This is a genomic window from Streptomyces sp. NPDC047043, from assembly GCF_040644055.1.
In the GTDB taxonomy this organism is placed as follows: Bacteria; Actinomycetota; Actinomycetes; order Streptomycetales; family Streptomycetaceae; genus Streptomyces.
On the sequence record NZ_JBEYVO010000017.1, the window covers coordinates 157,627 to 178,876 of the forward strand.

Sequence of the window (21,250 nt, forward strand, 5' to 3'; positions counted from 1 at the left end):
TGTTTCCCGCTTCGAGTGGGCCATTTGCTGAGGGGGACACGAGGCTGGCCGCGACCCCAAGAAGGACCCGGATGCTGACCGGCCGTGCCGCTAGGAGTGTGTCCGCGGGGGGCCGGGGCGTGTCCGACTTGCTCGATCGAGTGAACGTGTTGACCGGCCGATCCCCGGCTCGTGCTCAAGCGGATACGGCCGGTGCAGCCACTCCGGCGACACCGCCCACACGCCTGCTACCACCATGCTACCCTCTCGGTGTGTCTTCCTCGAAAAAGCAGACCCAGGTCCGCCTGGAACCTGGCGTCCTCGCCGCAGGCAAGGACGCCGCGGCCGCCCGCGGCCTGGACTTCAACCGCTACGTAGAGCGGCTGATCATCGAAGACACGACCGGTGCCCGGGCTGCCGGCATGGCCGCCGCGCAGCGCCTCATCGACGAGCACGGCACCTTCCTCGACGACCTGGAGCAGCAGCTCGACGCCCCCTACGCCAAACCACGGCCGGGTGCCGCCGCGTGATCCTGCACGTCGACGAATCCTGGATCCTGGAAGTCGCCGAACGGGCCGGCCACGGTGACCCCGGCGTCGACGACTACGGCGTACCGGTCGCCGCCGTCGCCCGCCACCGCGGCGAACTCCTTGAGCGTCCCGTCTACGACGGCCCCTACGCCCGCGCCGCCGCCCTGGTACACACCCTCGGCCGCTGCCGCTGGCTGGAGCGCTCCAACCTGACGGTCGCCTGCGCCGTCGCCGTGATGTACCTCGAAGCCAGCAGCATCCCGGTCAACCCGACCCGCGAGCAACTGACCGCGCTCGCCCACGAGTTGAACAGCCCGCATTCCACCGCCGCGGGGATCGCCGCCATGCTGCGCGCATGGAAGCCCTGACCTGGCTGAGCCGAGCCGAGCCGAGCCGAGCCGAGCAAGGGCATGCGCTGGCTGCCATCTCGTACACCGTCCGAACGCCGGGCCGTGGACTGCGCGACCTGCCGTCCTGCGTGCGCTGGGGACCTCCGTGACCGACGTGCCCCTGGGGAACGCTGTCCGTACAGTCGGCGTTCCGCCCGCGGATTAATCGGCGGGCCGGACTCCGCGGAGTACTGCCTCACCCACTCCCAACAATTTGGCATAGGACATATTTCTTATGTCCTATGCCAAATGTTATGGTCGTGGGAAGAGGTGGTGCCAGGTGCAGATCAGCGGGACGACGGCGACGGAGATCGCGGGCAGTGTGCGGGACCTGATCGCGTCGGGTCGGTTGGCGCCGCAGGATCTGCTCCCGCCGGTGCGCAAGCTGGCCGAGGAGCTGGGGGTGAACCGGAACACGGTGGCCTCGGCGTACCGGCAGCTGGTAGCCGCCGGTGAGGCGGAGACCCGTGGCCGCGGCGGGACGGTCGTGACGGGGGTGCCGCAACTGGCAAGCGAGGGAGCGTGGTTCGGTGGCCGCCTGATCGACCTGGCCAGCGGCAACCCCGACCCGGAGCTGCTCCCCGACACGCTGCAGGCGCTTCACGGCAGCGCGTACCGGCCCGCGCTGTACGGCGCGCCGTCGGTCGATCCGGACCTCGCCGCCTGGGCGTGGTCGCAGTTCGCGCCGGATGTTTCCACGGACGGGTTCCGGGTCTCGGTCACGCATGGCGCGGTCGACGCCACCGAGCGGCTGCTGAACGCCTATCTCACCCGGGGCGACGCGGTCGCGGTGGAGGATCCGTGCTTCCTGGCCAGCATCGGCACCCTGCGGCTGAACGGTCTGCGCACCGTCGCGGTCCCGGTCGACGAGGCGGGGATGCGGCCGGAGGCCCTGCGGGCGGCGTTGGAGGGCGGGGTGCGGGCGGTGGTGTGCACGCCGCGGGCCCACAACCCGACAGGTGTGAGCGTCACCCGCGAGCGCGCTGCCGAACTGCGGTCGGTCCTTGCGGCGCATCCCCAGGTCCTGGTCATCGAGGATGATCATTTCTGGGCCGTCTCCAGCGCGCCGTACCACCGGATCACGCCGCCCGAGATCTCCCGGTGGGCGCTGGTGCGCTCGGTGTCGAAGTTCCTCGGGCCGGATCTTCGGCTCGCGCTCGTCGCCACGGACGAGGAGAGCGCCCAGCGCCTGCAGGCGCGGCTGAACACCGGGACGACGTGGGTGAGCCGGCTGCTGCAGCATGTGGTGTACCGGCTGGTGAGCGATCCGCAGGTGCACGGCCTGACCGCCCGGGCGCGGGACGCCTACGCCGAGCGTAGCGCGATGCTGCTCGCCGAGCTGGGCGAGCGGGGTATCGGCCGTCCGGCCGGCTACCGGCCGGACGGGCTGAACGTCTGGGTGCCGCTGGACACGGAGGCCCGCCCGGTCGCGGATGCGCTGGCGCGGCGCGGGTGGGCGGTCCAGCCCGGCCACCTCTTCGCTGTCGGGTCCGGCGCCGGCCAGGAGATCAGGGTGACCACCTCCACGCTCACCGCGCAGCAGGCACGCGAGTTCACCGACGACCTCGCCGCCGTTCTCCCCGTCCACCTCACCTGAACCGCCCCGGCCATGCCGTCGGCGGCATGAGCCACCACGGCACACCGCTCCCATGACACACAGAGACCGAAAGGCCAGCACAGCCATGCGCACACACATCGTCGTCCACGAGGCATTCGAGGCCCCGGGAGCCTTCGAGGACTGGGCCAGATCCCGGGGCCACGACCTCGGCTTCTCACGGGTCTACGAGGGCGACGCGCTGCCCCCGTCCGGCCGGGACTTCGACCTGCTGATCGTGATGGGCGGCCCCCAGCAGCCCAGCACGACCGTCGAGGAGTGCGCACACTTCGACGCCGCCGCGGAGAAGGCCCTCATTTCCTCCTGTATCGAGGCGGACAGGGCGGTCATCGGTATCTGCCTCGGCGCCCAGCTCGTCGGGGAGTCGCTCGGCGCCGCCTGGGCGCCCAGCCCGAACACGGAGATCGGCTCTTTCCCCGTCACGCTCACCGACGCCGGCCGTGAGCACCCCTTCCTCGCCGGCTTCGGGGACTCCTTCCACACCGGCCACTGGCACAACGACATGCCGGGCCTCACAGACGACGCGGCCGTGCTGGCCACCAGCGCCGGCTGCCCCCGCCAGATCGTCGCCTACAGCCGCTACGTGTACGCCTTCCAGTGCCACATGGAGTTCACCCCCGACTGCATCGAGGCCCTGATCGAACACGACGAGAAGGAACTGGCCGCACTCGCCGACCGCCCCTACGTCCAGCAGCCCGACCAGCTGCGCGCCAACGACTACACCGAGATGAACGCCAAGCTCATGACGTTCCTCGACCGGCTCGCCGCGGACTACACCGCCCGCTGACGGGCAGGCCGCCAAAACAGACCGGTGCTGTTCGCCTGGACATGGGAGAGCGGCTTTCGGACCGGATCTCCGGGGGCTCTGGTGGAGCCGGTGGTCACCGTCTCCATGAGGATCAGTCCCGTTGGGCTTCGTTGGAGGCGGGCTGTCCGTTCCTGCGGGAGGTCCGACGGGTGATGCGCCTGGTCATAAGCGTGATCGCGGCCCAGGTGATCAGTGATTCCGAGTGCTGGATGAGCCGTTCGTAGTCGCGTGCGTGTCGTCGGGCGTGCATGATCCAAACGGATGGGAGCGTTCGACGACCCAGCGGCGGGGCAGGATGACGAACCCGCTGGCGTTCTTCGGGCGGCTGACGGCCTTGAGAGCGAGATCGAGGTGGGGCTTCGCCCAGGTCACAAGCTGTCCGGCATAGCCGGAGTCGGCCCAGACGATGGTGATCTCGGGGTGCATCAGCCGCAGCCGGAACAGGACCTCTTTGGCGGCGTCGCGGTCGGTCATGTCGGCCGGGGTGACCATGACGTACAGCGGCAGGCCCTTGGTGTCCACGACCAGGTGCCGCTTGCGGCCGTTGATTTTCTTCGCGCCGTCGTAGCCGCGGGAGGCGCGGCTGACGGTTTCGGCGGCCTTGACGGACTGGGAGTCGATGTCGCGTGTCCCGCGCCACGACGTCCCCCAATCGTCCCAGGTCAACGATAGATCGGCAGGCCTTGTGATCGACAGGGCGAGTGCCGTTCACGGTCCCCGTGCCAGGCTGGCACCAACGGCGGGAACCGAGGTGCCAGGGAGGTCAACTTCGGCAGGAACGGCTTCCCTTGAAGGGCGATGGGGCCTCTCGAGGGGCCATTCTGAAGCCATGACCGTGGACCATGCCGCCGCTTCCCGCTGGGCTCATGTGGCCGAGCGGCTACCCGCCCGCCTCGACGAGCTGTCCGGGCCCGCGACCGGGACGGTCGAGCTGCCGCTGCACCTGGCATGGTCGGGGCTGCGGAGCTTCGAGGTGAGCGACGAGAAGCTGCTGCTGGGCCTGTACCGCATCGTGCTCACGAACGGCCTGCGCGAGGACCTCACCGGCTACCTCAACGCCGAACTGCTCGTGCGGCACTGGCCCCGGCTGCGGATCGCCGTGGGCAAGCCGGTGCGCACCTGCTGGGAGCAGCGTTTCCCCGAGCTGGCGGGCGCCGCCACGGTATGAGACTTCCAGACCTGCACCGGCGCCTGCTACGTGACGCCCTGGACAGCGGTCATGCTTACGGACTGGTGCTGGCCGGCGGCTATGCCATCCAGGCGCATGAGCTGGTCTGCCGTACAAGCCAGGGCGTGGACCTGGCCACCGACGCGCCTGCGGACATGAACGAGATCACCGGCGCCGTTGCTGCCGGCCTCGCGGACCGGGGCTGGACGATGCGCATCATCGAGGTCGCCCCGCGCATGTCCCGTCTGATCGCCACCGACGCGGCATCCGGCGCGTCCTGCGAGATGGACATCCTCAAAGAGATCTTCCACCGGCCTCCCGCCCACACAGAGGCCGGGCCCACGCTGTCTCGGGACGACGCCGTGGGACTGAAGGTCCGCGCCCTGCACAACCGCGGCTTCCCGCGCGACGTCATCGACGTCTTCAGCGCCCGCGAGCTGTACACCATCCAAGAACTCGAACGTCTGGGCGCGCAGCACGACGAGGAGTTCGACCTGGAGGAACTCCACGGCCGGCTCGAAGCAGTCGACTTCACCTCCGACCGCGAGTACGCCGCATATGACATGACCCCTGCCGACATCGCTGAGCTGCGAGCTTGGGTGCAGGACTGGCTCGACGATCTCGGGCTGCGTTCTTGCCGAGCCGTACACCAAGGACGAGGAGGGCGACTGAAGCGCCCTCGCAACGGCATCTACGGGTAGTTGACTTACCCCGGTGCGCTCGCCGAAAAGGTGCGCCCGCGCATCACCGCCGGGGTCAGCGTTTGACGCGGTTGCGGACGGCGAGGACCGCGAGCCCCAGGGGCGCGCTCAGACGGTGGCCCGGGAGGTCTGCCTGGTGCGCTTCGCTGTCCTGGACGACGGCGAGTTCGGCCCCTTCGAGTGGACCAACTGGAGGTCCACCGCTCCGGTCTTCTCGACCTGTGTTGGGTCCTGCACTGGGCCGTGGTGGACGAGGCAGCCGACGCCTTGCCGCTGGCCGAGGTGACGGCGGTCATCCAGCGCGTTCACCACGTCGTGCATGGGAGTGCGTATCGCCATCTGTACGGGAAGCGCCTGGGCGAGAAGCGCCGCCGGCATGGCCGGCGCATCGGGGTGAGCGGCTGGATGCGTACCGGCGAGGGGCAGATCGTGTGGCCGCCCTCGACGTTGCGGCTCCGGTTCCTTTGAGCGAGCCAGGAATCGGTACGCCTGCTGCCCACCGTCGGCTTCGCCGCGGGGCGTCTACCTTTGATCTTGGCCAGTGCTCCGGCCTTCAGGGTGGATGGTGACGGCCATCTCAAAATGGGGGTGACCCGCACCGGAGTGCGGGTCTGCACTGTTGACCTCAGCTCACGGGGTGTTTCTGCCGCTCGATGTACTGCTGTACGACGGTCAGGGGCGCCCCGCCGCAGCTTCCGGCGAAGTAGGAGCCGGACCAGAAGTGGCCGCCCCACAGGTACCGGCGCACGTGCGCGTCGTACTCCTTGCGCAGCAGGCGGGCGGAGACGCCTTTGAGGGAGTTGACCAGCTTGGAGAGCTGGACTTTCGGCGGGTAGTGCACGAGCAGGTGGACGTGGTCCTCTTCGCCGTTGAACTGTTTGAGGTCGGCCTCGAAGTCCGTGCAGACCTCTCGCATGATCTCTTCGCAGCGCGTCAGCATGGCGTCCGTCATGGCCTTGCGCCGGTACTTGGTGACGAACACCAAGTGGACGTGCAGGTGGTGGACGACGTGACGGCCGGTGCGTACGTCAGGGTTGGGATTCCAGCGTGGTGACATAAACCAACAGCGTATAGTGATGGTCATGAGCGAACTCGGTTTGGTGAAGCGGCAGTTCGGGTACGGTGCCCGGCTGGCGCTCAGCCCCGCCGAGATCCGCATCCTCGATGACCAGGCGCACGCGGCCCGCACCATGTGGAACTGCCTGCACTCCTGGTGGACGATGACACCGAAGAGCGACACGAAGCTGTCTCTCGCCGATGCGGCGATCCGGCAGGCCCGCAAGGACCTCGATTACCTCGCCGCCCTTCCCGCTCAGGCCGCGCAGGCCGTCTTGAAGACGTATCACCGGGCGTGGGTGAACTGCTGGGAGGGACGGGCAGAGGAGCCCAGCTTCAAGGGCCGCTTCCGCGCGCCGATGTCCGTGGACATTTCGCAGGGCCGGGATCTGAACATCACGCGGGTGCACCGCCGGTGGGGCATGGTCAACCTTCCCAAGGTGGGCCGGGTCCGCTTCCGCTGGACCAGGGATCTCCCGGTCGGCAAGAGGGCGAACCAGGAGAACCGGATCACCGGCGCCCGGCTGGTCAAGGACGCGTTGGGCTGGCACATCGCCTTCCGCGTCCAGGTTTTGGAGGCCAAGCCCGATCCTCACCAGGGGCCGGAGGTCGGCATGGACGCCGGGGTGAACGTCCCCCTGGCCCTGTCGAACAAGGACCACCAGGACCACGGCCGGCCGCCGCGCCTGCCAGGCGGTGACTCCGACCGTGACAAGTGGCTGACTCCGCAGGAGAAGGCCAAGCTCCTCACGCTGGAGCGGCAGGCCGCGCACCGCAAGACGTTCCGCAAACGCGGTCAGAAGACCTCCCGGCGGTTGCAGCACACCTACGACCAGATCAAGCAGCTCCGAGCAAAAGCCACGCGACGAGCCCTGAACTGGCAGCACCAGACGACCACGTATCTCGCCCGCACCTACGGCGTGCTGGTGGTCGAACAGCTCAACATCCTCGGCATGACCAAGAGCCCGGCCCCCAGCCCGACCCCGAGCAGCAGGGCGCGTTCCTGCGCAACGGGGCCAGGGCGAAGGCCGGACTCAACCGCTCCATCGCCCAGGAGGCATGGGGGCGGACCGTGACGATGCTGACGTACAAGACCGCCCGCTACGGCGGCCGGCTGGTCAAGGTTCCCGCCCCGCACACCTCCCAGCGGTGCTCAGCCTGCGGCTGCACCACTCCCGGCAGCCGGGAGAGCCAGGAACTGTTCGCCTGCAAGAACCCCGACTGCGGCTGGACGGCGAACGCCGACTGGAACGCAGCGAGGAACGTCTTGCACCTGTACCGGATCGGCCGCGTCATCGTGGAGGTCCCGGCCGCCGGAAGGCGCGGTCGCAGGGCGGGTAAAACCGTCAAACCCGTCGCCGCAAGGTAGACAGGAATCCCCTTCCTGAGCGCAAGCGAAGGAAGGGGAGAACTTCAAAGTGTCGCGAGGTAAAGCGGGCAGGGACGGTAGCTCAGAGGGGCTGACTCAAGAACGTGGTGCGGATCGAGCGATTGGCGGACCTGAAGCCCGTCCACCAGCGTCAGGCGGCCGTCCTGGCCCTGTGGCGGTGGCGCGCGCCGATGCTCGCATTCGAATTGGATGCGGAGTGGGGCGTCGACCAGTCTGTGGTGGAGTCGCTGTTCCGAATGGCAGCATCACCCGTTGGTGAACAGTCGGATCGCGCGTACCGGCGAGCAATGGCCGAGCTGTGCACGGCCCCGCTCTTCATGTCTGAAGTCGACCCGGACACGGTCCAGCTCTTCCAGTTGGAGACCATCAGCAACCTGCTGACCTTTGGCGAACTGCTGGGCAAGCCTGGCGTGGACGAAGTCGAGCGAGTGATCGAAGCCTCGGCCCGCCTGGTGAACTACCTCGACGGTCTCGTTGAGGGCTCCTTCTACTCTCACCCCTCGGAGGAAGCCCACCGCCAGTACCTCGCCGATCTGGCGGAGCGGGCGAGCGGGGGCTATTTCGCGTCGCGCCACTTCGCTGTCGAGACCGCCTGCCACGGTGCTCTCGGGGTTCTCCCCGATTCCGCAGGGCTGCTCGACTCGTCCACGGGTCGCGAGTTGCTTGCGCTCTGCGAGGACTTCGGCGAAGAGCTCGTCACAACGATGCAGTGGCTCCGCATGACGGGTCACTAGCGATCGCGTCGTAAGCCGGATGGCGAGTGCGGCAGCCGTGACGGACCGGTGGCCTGGAACGGAGGGCTGCTACGCACCCTGGACTCCGCGGACTTCGGCCTGCTCTCGTAGTCCCTCACGAGCCGCCGGAACAGCGTGAGGATGCCGAGCGTCTGCTCCACGAGCCGCCTCTTGGCCTGCGGGACGAAGCCGACGCCCTTGTCGGTTGGGTTGCGCTCGACGATCTCGACGTCGATGCCGACCGTGGTGCCGTGCTCGACGACGGTCTTCTTGAAGCCTGGGTCCACCAGCGCCTTCTTGATGGTGCCGATGGGGGCGACTTGGCTGACGAGCGCGATACCGAACGCGTTGTCGTGGGCGCTGGTGGCCGGCACGGTCAGGGCGATGACCAGGCCGAGGACGTCCACCGCCAGCCCGCGCTTGCGGCCCGGCACCTTCTTGGGCGCGTCTTTCCCGGTCGTGGCGGCGGGCACGTTCACCGCCGCGTGGATGCTCTGCGTGTCGATCAAGACCAGGCTCGGGTCCTCCGACCGCCCGCCCCTTCTCGCGGACCTGCCAGCGCAGCAGGTCGTTGATCTTCACGTCCGTGCCGTCGTCGCGCCAGGCCGCGAAGTAGTAGTACACGGCCGACTTCGGGGGCAGGTCGTGCGGGAGATAGTCCCACTGGCAGCCGGTCCGGCCCTCAGCCATCCACTCGCGCCGGGTAGTCGAGTGTGGATACGGTTTTGACCCGGATGGTGGTGAAGGCACGCTGGGCCGGGGGGCTGGGGTGGGGCTGAGTTTTCGGGATGCTGTTCGCCTGTTGGGTGCGTCGGATGAGCGTACGGCCGTGGCCGTTTGCTTCCGCTGAACCGTCAGTCGGCCAGTGGCTGCTCGGCCCAGATGGTCTTGCCCCGTTCGCCGTACCGCGTCCCCCAGTTTTGGGCGAGCTGGGCGATGAGGTAGAGGCCGCGGCCGCCCTCGTCCGTGTCCTGGGCGCGTCGCACATGGGGTGATGTGCTGCTGCCGTCCGACACCTCGCAGATCAGGCTCCGGTCCCGGATCAGCCGCAGCGTGATCGGCTCACCGCCGTAGCGCATCGCGTTCGTCACCAGTTCGCTGACGATCAGCTCGGTGGTGAAGGACTGCTCCTCCAGACCCCACAAGGCCAGCTGGCGTGCCGTCAGGTCCCGCGCGCGGCCGACCATCCTGTCCTGCATCTCGATATCCCAGGTGACGTGGGAGTCCGGGGGCAGACCGGTCGTCCGGGCGACCAGGAGCGCTACGTCGTCCTGGTGGTCCGGCGGGAGCAGGTCGCGGATCAGGGTGTCGCACACCTCCTCCGGTGTGGCCGACGCGGGGCTGTGGGAGAGAGCGTCGTGCATGCGGCGCAGGCCGGTGTCCAGGTCCTGGGTGCGCGACTCGAGCAGTCCGTCGGTGCAGAGGACCATGAGATCCCCGTCGCCCAGGGTGATCTCGTGCTCCTCGAACACGACACCGCCCAGGCCCAGCGGCGGTCCGCCGGGCAGGTCGACGAAGTCGGCAGGGCCGTTCGCCGACACGACCGCCGGAGGCGGATGTCCGGCGCGCGCCAGCCGGCAGCGTCGCGACACCGGGTCGTACACCGCGTACAGGCAGGTCGCTCCCGTCACCAGGGACGCTTCGTCACCGCGCTCGTCGAGGAAGCGGTTCATCTGATCGTCCAGATGGGTGAGGAGCTCGGCGGGGGAGAGATCGAGATCAGCGAGGGTGCGTACGGCGCCACGCACGCGGCCCATGGTCACGGCGGCCTGTAGATCGTGTCCGACCACGTCGCCCACCACGAGCGCCACCCGCGCGCCGGATAGAGGGATCACGTCGAACCAGTCCCCGCCCAGCCCGGTGTGCTCACTGGCCGGCAGATAGCGGGACGCCGTCCGCACCGCCGACGGCGACGGCAGCCGCTGGGGGAGCAGGCTGCGCCGGAGGGTCCGGGCCGTCGTCCGCTCCCGGTGGTAGCGGCTGGCGTTGTCGACGCACACCGCCGTGCGGGTCACGATCTGCTCGGCCAGCAGCACGTCGTCGGCTTCGAAGCGACGGGGATTGCCGGAGCGCATGAAGACGGCCGTGCCGAGGGCGACACCCCGGGCGAGCATGGGGACGAGGAGCCAGGAGTGGACGTCCGGCCCACCGTGTGCGGGCGGGCCCGGGATCACGACGTCCGGACAGGAGCCCAGCTGCTCGTCCATGAGGAGGACGGACTCGCCCTTCGCCATGGCGTCGAGGAACAGGGAGCTGGGCGCCGTCGCCGCCGCGTCGAGGTCACCCACCGGCACCGTCCCGGCCCCGCCCGATCCCAGGTTGTCGGCCGCGTCGACGCATGCGGCCCGGCGGAGCAGCCGAACGCGCGGCTGCCCGTCGTCGCTGAGCTCCTCGTCGGAGAAGACGGAGTCCAGCAGATTGACGTGACAGGTGTCGGCCAGCCCCGGCACCGCGACCTCGGCGAGCTCCCGGGCCGTCTGCCAGAGGTCGAGGGTGGTGCCGATCCGGGTGCCCGCCTCGTTCGCCAGGACCAGCCGTTCGCGCGAGCGGACCCGCTGGGTCACGTCGGAGACCACATGGCCCAGCGCGATCACCGTCCCGGACGGGTCCTTGAGCGGCAGGACAGACTCCGACCATACGAACTCGCGCGGCGAACCGGGTACAGCGTGCCCGACGACCTCGGTGCCGACGAGGGCTTCGCCGGTCTCCAGCACCTGCCGCTGCCGGGCCTCGAGGGCGTCGAAGTCCATCAGGCCGGGCGGGGCCATCTCGCGCATCGTGTGCCCGGTGTACGAGGTGTCCCGGAACACCCCGGCGCGCCGCTCCGTGAGGTTCTGCGCGACGAACCGGCCCTGCGTGTCGAAGAGGTCGATGTGGAAGGGGGTCTCGGTGAACAGCGCCTTCAGCAACGCCCGCCCCAACTCATACGTCCGGAATACCTCCGTACGGACCGCCTGCACGAGCCACTGTCGTTCACCGTTCACCGCGGTGAGGGGGCGTACCCAGACCTCGGCCTCCACCAGCTCGCCGTCACGCCGCCGCAGCACCAGCAAGCCTCGGCGAAGACCCTCGTCCCAGCGCCGGAAAACGTCGGCCACCGCCGTGGGGTCATGGAGGAGCACAGCCGCCCGCCGGCCGAGAACCTCGTTGTCCGAATAGCCGAGCATGGCCTGGGCGCCAGGCCCCCAGGCCACCACCCGGCCCAGGGCGTCCAGCAGCGTCTCCGCCTCACCCCCGGGATCAGGGAGCTCACCGACGCCGCGGAAGGTGATGTCGCGCATCCTCACCTCGTGCACTCCGTGCCGGACCAGGGTGTGAGAGTTCTGCGGTGATTACGCAATAGATCGTACCTACGGCGGTGGCGGGCGTCCTCGGACCTTCCGCCGAAGCAGTCCCCAGACCCCAACCAACCTCGGCGGTGCCGAGATCCGTCACGTCCTGCAGATCGCCGCTGTAAACGCAAGGCCCTTCCACGATCCTCACCGCTCCTTGGCCAAGCCTGTCTCGTGCCACATGCGCACCAAGCGTGCGGACATTGCTCCGGCCGGCAGCGGGCCACCTTCCGCGTTGGTCACGACGCGATGACGTCGGGATGACGGCTTTCCCTGTCGCCGCGACTGGGCGCCCAGGCTGCAGACGCACCCGAAGCCGACAGGAAGAGCCCCAGGACCCAGCGAGTGACCATCCTGTCGCTGCTCCACACGCGGGCTTGTGAGCCTGCGGGCGCCGAGGCAGCAGTAAGCCAGCGTCGATCATCTCGCCCGAGATCGCCCACGCCGTCGCGGGCGTCGGCTCCTTCTCCGTCTACCCGAGTTCACCGAGACGGAGGGCATCCCTTATCTCGCTGAGCTTCGCGGTCGTGGCCGGGGTCCGCTCCTGCGCTTGTTCAGCGAGTTGGAGGGCGTCGTCAATCTCGCTGAGCTTCAGGGAGGACAGGACGGCCGCCCGCTCTATCAGGTCGTCCCGGGACACAGTGGTCAGCCACGTGCACGGGGTGAAGCCTGGACGCGGGAACGCGAGCCGCAGCACGCCTTCGAACGGCAGTCCTTCACCGGCGCCGACCGTCACTTCGATGCCCAGATCACTGATGTCGACGCCCGCCGGAGCGACGACCTGCATCACCCGGATCCCGGACGTGTCGTCTCCCGACAGCAGTACGACCAACCTCCGCTCGTCGAACTGGACCCACCAGACTTCGCCACGTTGCACAAGTCCTCCAGACACATGACGGCAGACAGACGCTGCGCGGCCCTGACGCGCTGTGGAGACGGGTGCGGCCACCGTTGATCATCGGTGTGTGAAGACTGAAGATCATGCGGTGGCGGCAGGTCACAGCGTAGACCCTGCCCGCTGGCAGGAGGCGTTCGAGGGCCGGATGGCCCAGATCGCGGGCCGGTTCGCACGGGTCGAACCCCGACGTCGGGTCGGGTGGTTGGTGCTCGGGCTGCTGTCGGACCTGCCGCGCAAAAACTGCTGGACCATCGCAGAGTGGGCCGGAGAGAGCAACCCGGACGGCATGCAGCACCTGCTCGGGCGGGCCAAGTGGGACGCCGACCAGGTCCGCGACGACGTGCGGGCCTACGTGGTGGAGCATCTGCGGGACGACCAGGCGGTTCTGGTGGTCGACGAGACCGGCGACGTGAAGAAGGGCACCGACACCGTCGGTGTCCAGCGCCAGTACACCGGCACCGCGGGCAGGATCGAGAACGCGCAGGTCGCCGTCCATCTCGTCTACGCCGACCGCCGCGGACACGCCGCGGTAGACCGGGAACTGTACGTTCCGCGTTCCTGGACCTCGACCCCGACCGCTGCCGGGCCGCCGGACTCGGTGACAAGACCGAATTCGCGACCAAACCGCAGCTTGCCGCCCGCATGGTCACCCGATTCCTGGACGTCGGCCACCGGGCCGCCTGGGTCGCGGGAGACGAGGTCCGCGGCGGCAACCCGACGCTACGCGCCGCGCTGGAAGAACGCGGCACCGACTTCGTCCTCGCGATGGCCTGCTCGCACGAAGTCACCACAGGCGCCGGGAAGTTCCGCGCGGACACGCTGGCCAGGAAGGTGCCCAAGAGGGCCTGGCACAAGCTGTCCGCAGGGAGCGGAGCCAAGGGCCACCGCTTCTACGACTGGGCCGTCATCGACCTCGCCGACCTCCGGCCCGGGAGCCGGCAGTTGCTGATCCGCCGCAACCGCAGTACCGGCGAACTCGCGTACTACCGCTGCTACTCGCCGGCCGCCGCAGTGCCGCTACTGACCTTGCTGGCGTGGTGTCGCGGGGCTGACAGGCTGTGGTTGTCGCAGTAGGCCGGTCACATGAGGTATCCGCAAGGGGGCGGGCTGACCGCGGAGCGACGGGCGTTTCGCGAGCACATCCGGATGCATGCCTCCGAGTTATTCGCCCTGGGACACGACAATGCCGCGGTCGCCAAGCAGTTACGTGTCAGTGTGCGGTCGGTACAGCGGTGGCACCGGGCATGGCAGCACGGCGGAACGGCAGCCTTGGAGTCGAAGGGGCCGGCGTCCAGGCCCAAGCTGAGTGAGGCCTTGTTTGAGGTGCTCGAGCAGGAGTTGGCCAAGGGGCCGCTGGCGCACGGCTGGCCGGATCAGACCTGGACGCTGGCGCGGATCAAGACCCTGATCGGGCGCCGGTTCCACAAGAGCATGACGTTGTCGGCCATCGCGCAGATGCTGCATCGGCACGGCTTCAGCCACCAGGTCCCGGCCCGCCGGGCGATCGAGCGCGACGAGGAAGCCGTCACCGGCTGGGTGAAGGAGACCTGGCCCCAGGTGGAACCGTCGTGGCGGCGCTCGGGGCCTGGCTCTGCTTTGAGGACGAAGCCGGCTTCTCGATGACGCCGCCCACCGCCCGCACCTGGGCCAGGCGCGGACACACACCCATCATCCGGGTGCGAGGACGCTCCCAGCGCCGCTTCTCCATCGCCGCTCTGGCCTGCTACAAACAGGACGAACGCTCACGCCTGATCTACCGGCCCAAGCACCACGTCGATCACAAGCGGGGTGGCAGACGCAGTTTCACCTGGACCGAATATCGTGACCTGCTCATCGCCGCCCACCAGCAGCTCGGCGCACCGATCGTGTTGGTATGGGACAACCTGAACGTGCATCGAGACTGCCGGCTGCGGGAGTTCATCGACACCCACAACTGGGTCACTTGCTACTTCCTGCCGGCCTACGCGCCGGACCTCAACCCCGTCGAGGGCATCTGGTCACTGCTGCGACACAGCAGCCAGACCAACACCGCCTTCACCGACCCTGACCACCTTATGCGCGCCCTTCGGCACGGTCTCCGCGAGATCCAGTACCGCAACAACCTCATTGATGGATGCCTCGCTGAGACCGGACTCACCTTGGCGACATCACGCCAGCAACGTCAGTAACCATCCTGGTGCGCGTCGCTGGATCAAGGGGCGGGTCGAGGAGTTTTGCCAGTCCGGCAAGGACCTGGCGGCCTTGGACGAGCACCAGGTCCGCCGCTACGCCGCTGACGGTGGGGCCGTCGGGTGGTTCGCCGGAGGAGTGCGGGGTGGCCTCGGGTCTTGGGGTGTGGGGGCGGTGTCGTTACGGCCGAGGAGTTTCCAGCGGATTCCGGTGAGGACGGGTGCGGACAGCGCGGGCGGCGTGTCCGAGGGGTACTCCGGCTGGCCACCCTCTTGCACAACGTCCGGGGCCACGGGCTGCGACGTTCCCGCTACAGCGGCCTGGCCCGCGCCCACGTCCAGCACGTCCTGACCGCGATGGCCTGCGACGTCGCCCGCATCGCCGACTGGGCGACACCGCACCCAGGGTGTAGCGCCGAGAGTGTGGAGTTGTTGGACGGCTGGATGTGAGTCGTCAGGGAGTGCGGGCGTCGTAGTTCTCGCGGTTGGCGAGGACCTGGGCCATGTGTGTCTGCGCCCAGTTTCTGAGCCCGCGCGTCATGTGGTGGAGCGAGAGGCCGAGGTCGGTCAGCTCGTAGGAGACGGTGACGGGGACGGTTGGCGTCACGGTGCGGGTGAGCAGACCATCGTGCTCCAGCGACCGTAGTGTCTGGGTCAGCATCTTCTGGCTGACCCCGGCCAGAAGGCGAGCGATCTCGGAGTAACGCATCGCCTGCGGAGCGTCTGCGTGTGCTGCACCGGGTTGGCCAGGGCTGTTGTCGCCGCCCAGCGCACACAGGATCAGGACGACCCACTTGTCCGAGATTCGGTCGAGCAGCTGCCGGCTGGGGCACCCTGCCAGGAACGCGTTGTACTCCTCCTTGGCCTGAGCCCTCTTCTGGGCCGCCTTCATCGTCGTCACTGATCGCACCTCTCACCGATGGGTGGGTTACGCACTCCCAAGTGCCTACTTCCTGAAAGGAAGTTTCTCTCCAATGCTGATGCAGGGAGGCAGCAGGCGCCACCCCCCAAGTGCACGACGAAAGGCAGCAAGATGAGCACACCCGCCCTCTCTCTTCCCGGCGGCACCTGGACTCTGGGTGACGTGACTGTCACCCGGTTCGGTTACGGTGCCATGCAGCTGGCCGGCCCGTGGGTGATGGGGGCGCCCGCCGATCGCGAGGGTGCCCTGGCCGTTCTGCGTGAAGCGGTCGACCTCGGTGTCACCCACATCGACACCAGCGACGCCTACGGGCCGCGCGTCACCAACGAGTTGATCCGCGAGGCGCTGCACCCCTATCCCGAGTCGCTGCACATCGTGACCAAGGTGGGCGCGACCCGCGACGAACAAGGTGGCTGGCCTACGGCCCGGCGACCCGAAGATCTGCGCCGCCAGGTCCACGACAACCTCAAGTCGCTCCGGCTCGACGTACTCGACCTGGTCAACCTGCGACTCGGTAACGCCGAAGGTCCCCAGCCCGGCTCGCTCGCCGAGGCGTTCGAGACGCTCGTCGAACTCCAGCAGCAGGGCCTGCTTCGCCATCTCGGGGTCAGCAACGCCACCGAGGAGCAGGTCGCCGAGGCGCAGAGCATCGCCCCGATCGTGTGTGTGCAGAACATGTACAACCTCGCCCACCGCCACGACGACAAGCTCATCGACCGGCTCGCCGCCGACGGCGTCGCGTACGTGCCCTTCTTCCCTCTCGGGGGCTTTACCCCGCTCCAGTCCTCGACGCTCTCGGCGGTCGCCGCTCGACTGGAGGCGACACCGATGTCCGTCGCACTGGCCTGGCTGCTGCAGCGATCACCGAACATCCTGCTCATCCCCGGCACGTCATCGACGGCACACCTGCGCGAGAACATCGCCGGCGCGGGACTCTCCCTCTCCCATGAGGACTTGATCGAGCTGGACGACATCGGCCGCTGAATGCAGCGGTCAGCCGGGGCGTCCCGAGCGCGTTGCGCGAGCTCATCACGCTCGGCCGGACGCTGAAGAAGCGAGCCACCGACGTACTGGCCTACTTCGAACGCCCGGGCACGTCCAACGGGCCGACCGAGGCCATCAACGGACGGCTCGAACACCTCCGCGGCTTCGCCCTGGGATTCCGCAACCTCACCAACTACATCGCCAGATCCCTGCTGGAAACCGGCGGCTTCAGGCCACGACTACACCCTGGATTGTGAAGAGCCGCCAAAGTCGCTACACCGACCGCGCGGGTTCGTAGGCGCAGCAGGGGTTACTGAGGATCGCGCTTGACCCCGATCACACCACCACAGGGGTCATCGCGGCGGCACTCTCCAGCCGGCGAACAAGGTGCCAGACGACGACGATCGACAGCGCAGCGGCGCAGATGTAGAGGCCATCGCTGATCATCAGATGCCGCAGGGCATGACGAGCCTGGCGCGCATCGACCGCCTTCTTGAGGTCTGCAGATCCATCGCCGTACGCATTCGCCGCCACGAGAACGGAGAGCCACCAGACCGTGAGCAGGGGATGTCCGCGGCGACGCTGGGATGCCGGTCGGCTGGCTGCCCACAGGTCGTTGATGAACATCTTGGGGACGAAGAGCTGCGCCAGTGGTATCACCCAGCCGAAGACCAGCCACCCCCTGCGCCGCCGCTGTCCCTCTCGCCAGAGCGCATCCGCGACGTCGCGCATGTCGGCAAGCCAGATGCTGAACTGAAGCAGGGCCAGTACGAGCAGCCCGGTCCGCCAGCCCATCAGGTTCCGGAAGTACGTGTCGACCTCGACCAACGGGTTGTCCACGTACGGCCCTGGCGTCAGCGTCCCCGCAAGCATTCGGTACTTCTGCCACGCCGTCAGCCCGGCCGCGAAGGTCACCAGCGCGAATGCAACGAGGACGACTGAGGCAAGTCGGGCCTGCCAGCGCGACGGCGCAACTGCTTCAGCCACTCCACACCCCTTGAAGCCGCCCGTTCGGACTTCGCGCAGGTCGGTAGCGGATCTTAACCCCCAGATCAGCGAGTGCCACACCCCCTCGGCCAGCCCTTCATTGGACCTGGCCGGGCGGCGTGCCCCTCCCGTGCCCGGCCGGACGGGAACCAGAAGGGAACAGCGGGTGCTGACACCCAGCGGACACGAAAGCGACCCTCAACCGAGTTACCTGGTCAGAGGCCGTTTCGCCTGGCGGTGGGGTGTGGGATTTGAACCCACGGTGACTCGCGCCGCGACGGTTTTCAAGACCGTGTACGGATCGACGTTCCCAAAGCGTCGAGTGCGCCCACGGCCGCGTGGATATGAGCCGGGCCGCGACGCAACCGTTCTCCCGCGCACCACCAGGACAGTCGCTGTTCTGCGTCCTCCCTTGGATGCATGCCCAGGCCATGCTCGGGGCACAGGGGCCACGCCTGCCACAGAAGCTCCGTGACGGTCTCCTGCGCGGCATCGGCGACGCTCGCCAGTGCAGAGGCAAGGCTGTCCTGTGAGATCGGGTCCAGGTGGTTGCCGTGCCACTCGCCGTTGGCCATGGCGACGTAGACATTCTCTGGCTCATCCGCGTCGTAGGACGGAAGGGCCAGCAGTTGCAGGGGTTCCAGCCGGGGAAGCGTCACCGTCAGGTCCCGGTTCAGAAGGGCGAGAGCCTGCTCCCACACGGGGTATTCGCCCGGCGAGACGCGGCGAGGCTCAGGGGGGTCGAAAAGAGCGCACATGGGCACCATCCTCCGCCACACCAGGGACAGCTCCCATCGCTCAACAGCGTGGTCCCCTGCAAAAACCGCGTGTGGCGGCTGACATCAGCGGCTGACGCCAACAAGCGCGAACAGCAGCGCTCGGCGGCGGGCCTCGGTGGACGATCGGCCGAGGCGCAGGCCAGGTTGGCCGATGCCGGTAGTCCCCTATGACCGACCTGACAAGGATGAGATCACGACGTAAACCCACGATCCGAACCGTCCAACCAGTGGCAGGTCAATGATGGATCGACTCGATCATTGGTCCTATCGCCCACGCCGAAAGACGTTGCAGGCCAGCCGCAGATGCCCTGTATCTGGGCCTTGGCGGAGGTACGCGCACCCGGCAGCCGGTGCCGGTAGCGCACCAACTCCCGCACCTCACGCACGCCTTGCGGAGCGATCCACGCCTCCGCGAGCCGTCCCATACGCAGGAGGTCCGCCAAGTCGGCGGCATCCCTCTCGTCAGTCTTCACCCGCCGGTAGGGGAACATCCTGACTCCCAGAGGATGCGTCAGGTGCACCTCCGCGCGGCGAGGGCGTCCGCCGCCCAGTACCAGCCGTAGGTGGCCTCCAGGACCACCCGCGCGGCAGGACCCGCCTTGGCAATCTCAAAGACGGTAATACGGGGCGGCGTCATCGGCCGACGCGTCACCGACGGTGTGATCCCTGTCTCGGACAGCGACGGCCGCCCGAATGTATGACGTTGGGTCAGACACTCGTCGTTGCCCCAGGTCGCGGGCCCGGTGACGGGTCGAGCGCCGTGTCTGCTCGTCGAGTCGGGAACCCCTCGATCCTGTTTGGACACGCAGCGTTTACATGCCTCCAGCCCGTTGACCCATGGGACTTGTTAACGTGCTACCCGTTGGTAGTAATCAAGTGGGGGCGGGGATTCTGTGGCGGCATCGCCGCAGCTTTCCGGCGGGGAGCCGAGAAGGGTGACCTGGCAAGGGGGCCGGGTCGACCAGGGCTTCCGCGTGTACGTATCACGCGGACATCGAACTCCAGTTCCCACGCCTGCTGATCCGAACGGGTGAGACTGTCACGTGGTTCGTACTCTGGTCGATTTATTGACCGCGCACGCTTCGCAACAGCCCGACCGCACCGCGTATCGGTACCTCGTCACGGGTGACTGTGACGGTGAGATCCAGGACATCTCCTACGGGCAACTGGCCCGCCGCTCGCAGGCCATCGCCGCCTGGCTCCAGGAGCGCGGTCTGGCCGGCTCCCGCGCCATGCTGTTGTATCCGCCCGGCCTCGAATTCGTCCCTGCGTTCCTGGGCTGCCTCGCCGCCGGTGTCATCGCGGTGCCGGGGGTGCCCCCGCGGGGGCGGTCGCAGAACCACCGGGCCCTGATCCGGATGAAGCGGCTGATCGCCGACGCGGACGCCAAGGTGATCCTCGGCGGACGTGAAGTCATGGGCGCCCTGGGCGAGTTGGCGCAGCACCTGCCCGAGATGGACGGGATCACCTGCGTCACCACCGAGGACATCCCCGACGATGCGGCCGGCTCCTGGCGCGAACCCGGCCTCACCGCCGACTCGGTCGCCTTCCTGCAGTACACCTCCGGCTCCACCTCCGCCCCGCGCGGCGTGATGGTGACGCACGGCAATCTGGTGGACAACGAACGGGTCGTCACGGAGCGGATGGGGCACACCCCGGACACGATCGCGGAGTACGGCCACGAGATGTACGTCAGCTGGCTGCCCGTGTACCACGACATGGGCCTCATCGGTCCGGTCCTCAACACGGTCTACCTCGGTGTGACCGCCACCCTCTTCTCGCCGCTGCACTTCCTGCAGCAGCCCCAGCGCTGGCTCAGCGCGGTCACCCGCTACCGCCCGCACACCAGTGGCGCCCCCAACTTCGCGTACGAGCTGTGTCTGAAGAACGCCACTCCCGGGCTCCTGGGGGAGCTCGACCTGAGCAGCTGGAGGGTCGCCTTCAACGGCGCCGAACCGGTTCGGGCCGCCACCCTGCGACGGTTCAGCGAGACCTTCGGCGCGGCCGGCTTCCGCCGCGAGGCCCTCTACCCGTGCTACGGCCTCGCCGAGGCCACCCTGATGGTCGCCGGCGGCCCGGTGGACGCCGCGCCGACGCTGCTCGACGCCGGGGGGAGTGGCGCGCACGCGGGCGCTGCGGACGCGGCTGCGGTCGGCTGCGGTCGTCCCGGCCCCGGCCTGACCGTGGTGATCGCCGACCCCGAGGGGCAGGAGGAGTTGCCCGAGGGTGAGGTCGGCGAGATCCGGGTCGGCGGCGCGAGCGTCGCCAAGGGGTACTGGCGCAACGCCCTCGCCACCCGCGAGACCTTCCGGGCCACGCTGACCGGCCGTGAGGGCCGCTTTCTGCGCACCGGCGACCTCGGGTTCCTGCGGAACGGCGAACTGTTCGTCACCGGCCGTCTCAAGGACCTGATCGTCATCGACGGCCGCAACCACTACCCGCAGGACCTGGAGTTGTCGGCGGAGCTGTCGCACCCGGCGCTGCGGCCAGGCTGCACGGCCGCGTTCTCCGTGGACGGCGCCGCGGAGGGCGAGCAGCCCGTCGTCGTGGCAGAGGTGGCCCCCGAAACGGCGGGCGAGGCGGAGAAGATCGCCGACCAGGTCCGCAGCGCGATCGCCGAGGCCCACGGCCTGTCGGCGCGCGACGTCGTGCTGGTCCACCCCGGCACCATTCCGAAGACGTCCAGCGGAAAGATCCAGCGCCGGGCCACCCGGGCCGCATACCTCGACGGCACCTTGTCCGTGCTCGGCGTGCCCGTACAGAGGTGACGTCACCCGTCACCGGTGGGGTGCCCGCACCGGTGACGGCCC

23 protein-coding genes and 4 pseudogenes are annotated in these 21,250 nt (G+C 68.5%); 17 read left to right on the forward strand and 10 right to left on the reverse strand.

The window, feature by feature from the left end; translation table 11 throughout:
• Positions 1-251: 251 nt before the first annotated feature.
• The 4 genes from ABZ880_RS26730 (at position 252) to ABZ880_RS26745 (ending at position 3,300) form a co-directional block, all read left to right on the forward strand.
• The gene (locus tag ABZ880_RS26730; RefSeq protein ID WP_361267378.1) at positions 252-509 is read left to right on the forward strand and encodes a hypothetical protein; all 258 of its coding nucleotides are present in this window, start codon (positions 252-254) and stop codon (positions 507-509) included.
• A complete protein-coding gene (locus ABZ880_RS26735) occupies positions 506-877 on the forward strand; it encodes a fic family toxin-antitoxin system, toxin component (protein ID WP_361267380.1) in 372 nt (123 codons plus the stop codon). Before ABZ880_RS26730 ends, ABZ880_RS26735 begins: the two co-directional genes overlap by 4 nt.
• 301 nt (positions 878-1,178) lie before the next feature.
• Positions 1,179-2,495: an aminotransferase class I/II-fold pyridoxal phosphate-dependent enzyme gene (locus ABZ880_RS26740; protein WP_361267382.1), complete on the forward strand. Its 1,317-nt coding sequence runs from the start codon at positions 1,179-1,181 to the stop codon at positions 2,493-2,495.
• An 85-nt stretch (positions 2,496-2,580) separates the two neighbouring features.
• Positions 2,581-3,300, forward strand: a complete 720-nt coding sequence (locus ABZ880_RS26745) for a hypothetical protein (protein WP_361267384.1) — start codon at positions 2,581-2,583, stop codon at positions 3,298-3,300.
• A 166-nt stretch (positions 3,301-3,466) separates the two neighbouring features.
• Here ABZ880_RS26745 and ABZ880_RS26750 read toward each other — a convergent pair.
• Positions 3,467-3,942 (reverse strand): annotated as a pseudogene (locus ABZ880_RS26750) (transposase); the annotation flags it as partial.
• Positions 3,943-4,150: 208 nt separating this feature from the next.
• Between ABZ880_RS26750 and ABZ880_RS26755 the strand changes: the two are divergent.
• The 3 genes from ABZ880_RS26755 (at position 4,151) to ABZ880_RS26765 (ending at position 5,658) form a co-directional block, all read left to right on the forward strand.
• The gene (locus ABZ880_RS26755) at positions 4,151-4,489 is read left to right on the forward strand and encodes a hypothetical protein (protein ID WP_361267386.1); all 339 of its coding nucleotides are present in this window, start codon (positions 4,151-4,153) and stop codon (positions 4,487-4,489) included.
• The gene (locus tag ABZ880_RS26760; RefSeq protein ID WP_361267388.1) at positions 4,486-5,190 is read left to right on the forward strand and encodes a nucleotidyl transferase AbiEii/AbiGii toxin family protein; all 705 of its coding nucleotides are present in this window, start codon (positions 4,486-4,488) and stop codon (positions 5,188-5,190) included. Before ABZ880_RS26755 ends, ABZ880_RS26760 begins: the two co-directional genes overlap by 4 nt.
• Positions 5,191-5,436: 246 nt before the next feature.
• Positions 5,437-5,658 carry a hypothetical protein gene (locus ABZ880_RS26765; protein ID WP_361267390.1) on the forward strand — a complete coding sequence of 74 codons (222 nt, stop codon included), beginning with the start codon at positions 5,437-5,439 and terminating at the stop codon, positions 5,656-5,658.
• A 157-nt stretch (positions 5,659-5,815) separates the two neighbouring features.
• Here the strand turns inward: ABZ880_RS26765 and tnpA are convergent, their stop codons facing one another.
• Positions 5,816-6,247 carry an IS200/IS605 family transposase gene (tnpA, locus tag ABZ880_RS26770; RefSeq protein ID WP_361267392.1) on the reverse strand — a complete coding sequence of 144 codons (432 nt, stop codon included), beginning with the start codon at positions 6,245-6,247 and terminating at the stop codon, positions 5,816-5,818.
• Between the two features lie 25 nt (positions 6,248-6,272).
• Between tnpA and ABZ880_RS26775 the strand changes: the two genes are divergently transcribed.
• From ABZ880_RS26775 to ABZ880_RS26785, 3 genes are all read left to right on the forward strand, one after another.
• A complete protein-coding gene (locus tag ABZ880_RS26775) occupies positions 6,273-7,322 on the forward strand; it encodes a transposase (RefSeq protein ID WP_361267394.1) in 1,050 nt (349 codons plus the stop codon).
• 2 nt (positions 7,323-7,324) lie between these two features.
• Positions 7,325-7,615, forward strand: a complete 291-nt coding sequence (locus ABZ880_RS26780) for a transposase (protein ID WP_361267492.1) — start codon at positions 7,325-7,327, stop codon at positions 7,613-7,615.
• A gap of 104 nt (positions 7,616-7,719) precedes the next feature.
• A complete protein-coding gene (locus ABZ880_RS26785) occupies positions 7,720-8,370 on the forward strand; it encodes a hypothetical protein (RefSeq protein ID WP_361267396.1) in 651 nt (216 codons plus the stop codon).
• Between the two features lie 74 nt (positions 8,371-8,444).
• Here ABZ880_RS26785 and ABZ880_RS26790 read toward each other — a convergent pair.
• The 3 genes and pseudogenes from ABZ880_RS26790 to ABZ880_RS26800 all read right to left on the reverse strand — a co-directional run.
• A pseudogene (locus ABZ880_RS26790) lies at positions 8,445-9,060 on the reverse strand (transposase); the annotation flags it as partial.
• Positions 9,061-9,224: 164 nt separating this feature from the next.
• Positions 9,225-11,651: a SpoIIE family protein phosphatase gene (locus ABZ880_RS26795; RefSeq protein WP_361267398.1), complete on the reverse strand. Its 2,427-nt coding sequence runs from the start codon at positions 11,649-11,651 to the stop codon at positions 9,225-9,227.
• A gap of 523 nt (positions 11,652-12,174) precedes the next feature.
• Positions 12,175-12,579, reverse strand: coding sequence for a type II toxin-antitoxin system PemK/MazF family toxin (locus tag ABZ880_RS26800; RefSeq protein ID WP_361267400.1), 405 nt, complete (start codon positions 12,577-12,579; stop codon positions 12,175-12,177).
• A 166-nt stretch (positions 12,580-12,745) separates the two neighbouring features.
• On the opposite strand from ABZ880_RS26800, the pseudogene ABZ880_RS26805 reads away from it, so the two are divergent.
• The 4 genes and pseudogenes from ABZ880_RS26805 to ABZ880_RS26820 all read left to right on the forward strand — a co-directional run.
• A pseudogene (locus ABZ880_RS26805) lies at positions 12,746-13,632 on the forward strand (IS701 family transposase); the annotation flags it as partial.
• A gap of 51 nt (positions 13,633-13,683) precedes the next feature.
• Positions 13,684-14,223, forward strand: coding sequence for a winged helix-turn-helix domain-containing protein (locus ABZ880_RS26810; protein ID WP_361267401.1), 540 nt, complete (start codon positions 13,684-13,686; stop codon positions 14,221-14,223).
• Positions 14,220-14,768, forward strand: coding sequence for a transposase (locus ABZ880_RS26815; RefSeq protein WP_361267494.1), 549 nt, complete (start codon positions 14,220-14,222; stop codon positions 14,766-14,768). Before ABZ880_RS26810 ends, ABZ880_RS26815 begins: the two co-directional genes overlap by 4 nt.
• Before the next feature lie 273 nt (positions 14,769-15,041).
• Complete coding sequence (locus tag ABZ880_RS26820) at positions 15,042-15,218, forward strand: hypothetical protein (protein WP_361267403.1); 177 nt, start codon at positions 15,042-15,044, stop codon at positions 15,216-15,218.
• 4 nt (positions 15,219-15,222) lie between these two features.
• On the opposite strand, the gene ABZ880_RS26825 is transcribed toward ABZ880_RS26820, so the two are convergent.
• Positions 15,223-15,669 (reverse strand): helix-turn-helix domain-containing protein, encoded by a 447-nt coding sequence (locus ABZ880_RS26825; RefSeq protein WP_361267405.1) that lies wholly within the window; start codon positions 15,667-15,669, stop codon positions 15,223-15,225.
• Positions 15,670-15,801: 132 nt separating this feature from the next.
• Between ABZ880_RS26825 and ABZ880_RS26830 the strand changes: the two genes are divergently transcribed.
• Positions 15,802-16,674 (forward strand): aldo/keto reductase family oxidoreductase, encoded by an 873-nt coding sequence (locus ABZ880_RS26830; protein ID WP_361267407.1) that lies wholly within the window; start codon positions 15,802-15,804, stop codon positions 16,672-16,674.
• Positions 16,675-16,682: 8 nt separating this feature from the next.
• Positions 16,683-16,931 (forward strand): annotated as a pseudogene (locus ABZ880_RS26835) (transposase); the annotation flags it as partial.
• Between the two features lie 79 nt (positions 16,932-17,010).
• Here ABZ880_RS26835 and ABZ880_RS26840 read toward each other — a convergent pair.
• The 4 genes from ABZ880_RS26840 to ABZ880_RS26855 form a co-directional block, all read right to left on the reverse strand.
• Positions 17,011-17,661 (reverse strand): DUF4328 domain-containing protein, encoded by a 651-nt coding sequence (locus ABZ880_RS26840; protein WP_361267409.1) that lies wholly within the window; start codon positions 17,659-17,661, stop codon positions 17,011-17,013.
• Positions 17,662-17,945: 284 nt separating this feature from the next.
• On the reverse strand, positions 17,946-18,419 hold the full coding sequence (locus tag ABZ880_RS26845) for a hypothetical protein (protein ID WP_361267411.1): 474 nt from the start codon (positions 18,417-18,419) through the stop codon (positions 17,946-17,948).
• A gap of 212 nt (positions 18,420-18,631) precedes the next feature.
• Positions 18,632-18,931: a transposase gene (locus tag ABZ880_RS26850; RefSeq protein WP_361267413.1), complete on the reverse strand. Its 300-nt coding sequence runs from the start codon at positions 18,929-18,931 to the stop codon at positions 18,632-18,634.
• 20 nt (positions 18,932-18,951) lie between these two features.
• Positions 18,952-19,092 carry a hypothetical protein gene (locus ABZ880_RS26855; protein ID WP_361267415.1) on the reverse strand — a complete coding sequence of 47 codons (141 nt, stop codon included), beginning with the start codon at positions 19,090-19,092 and terminating at the stop codon, positions 18,952-18,954.
• Between the two features lie 415 nt (positions 19,093-19,507).
• Here ABZ880_RS26855 and ABZ880_RS26860 point away from each other — a divergent pair, with 415 nt between their 5' ends.
• Positions 19,508-21,208, forward strand: a complete 1,701-nt coding sequence (locus ABZ880_RS26860) for a fatty acyl-AMP ligase (protein WP_361267417.1) — start codon at positions 19,508-19,510, stop codon at positions 21,206-21,208.
• The last annotated feature ends 42 nt before the right edge of the window (positions 21,209-21,250 follow it).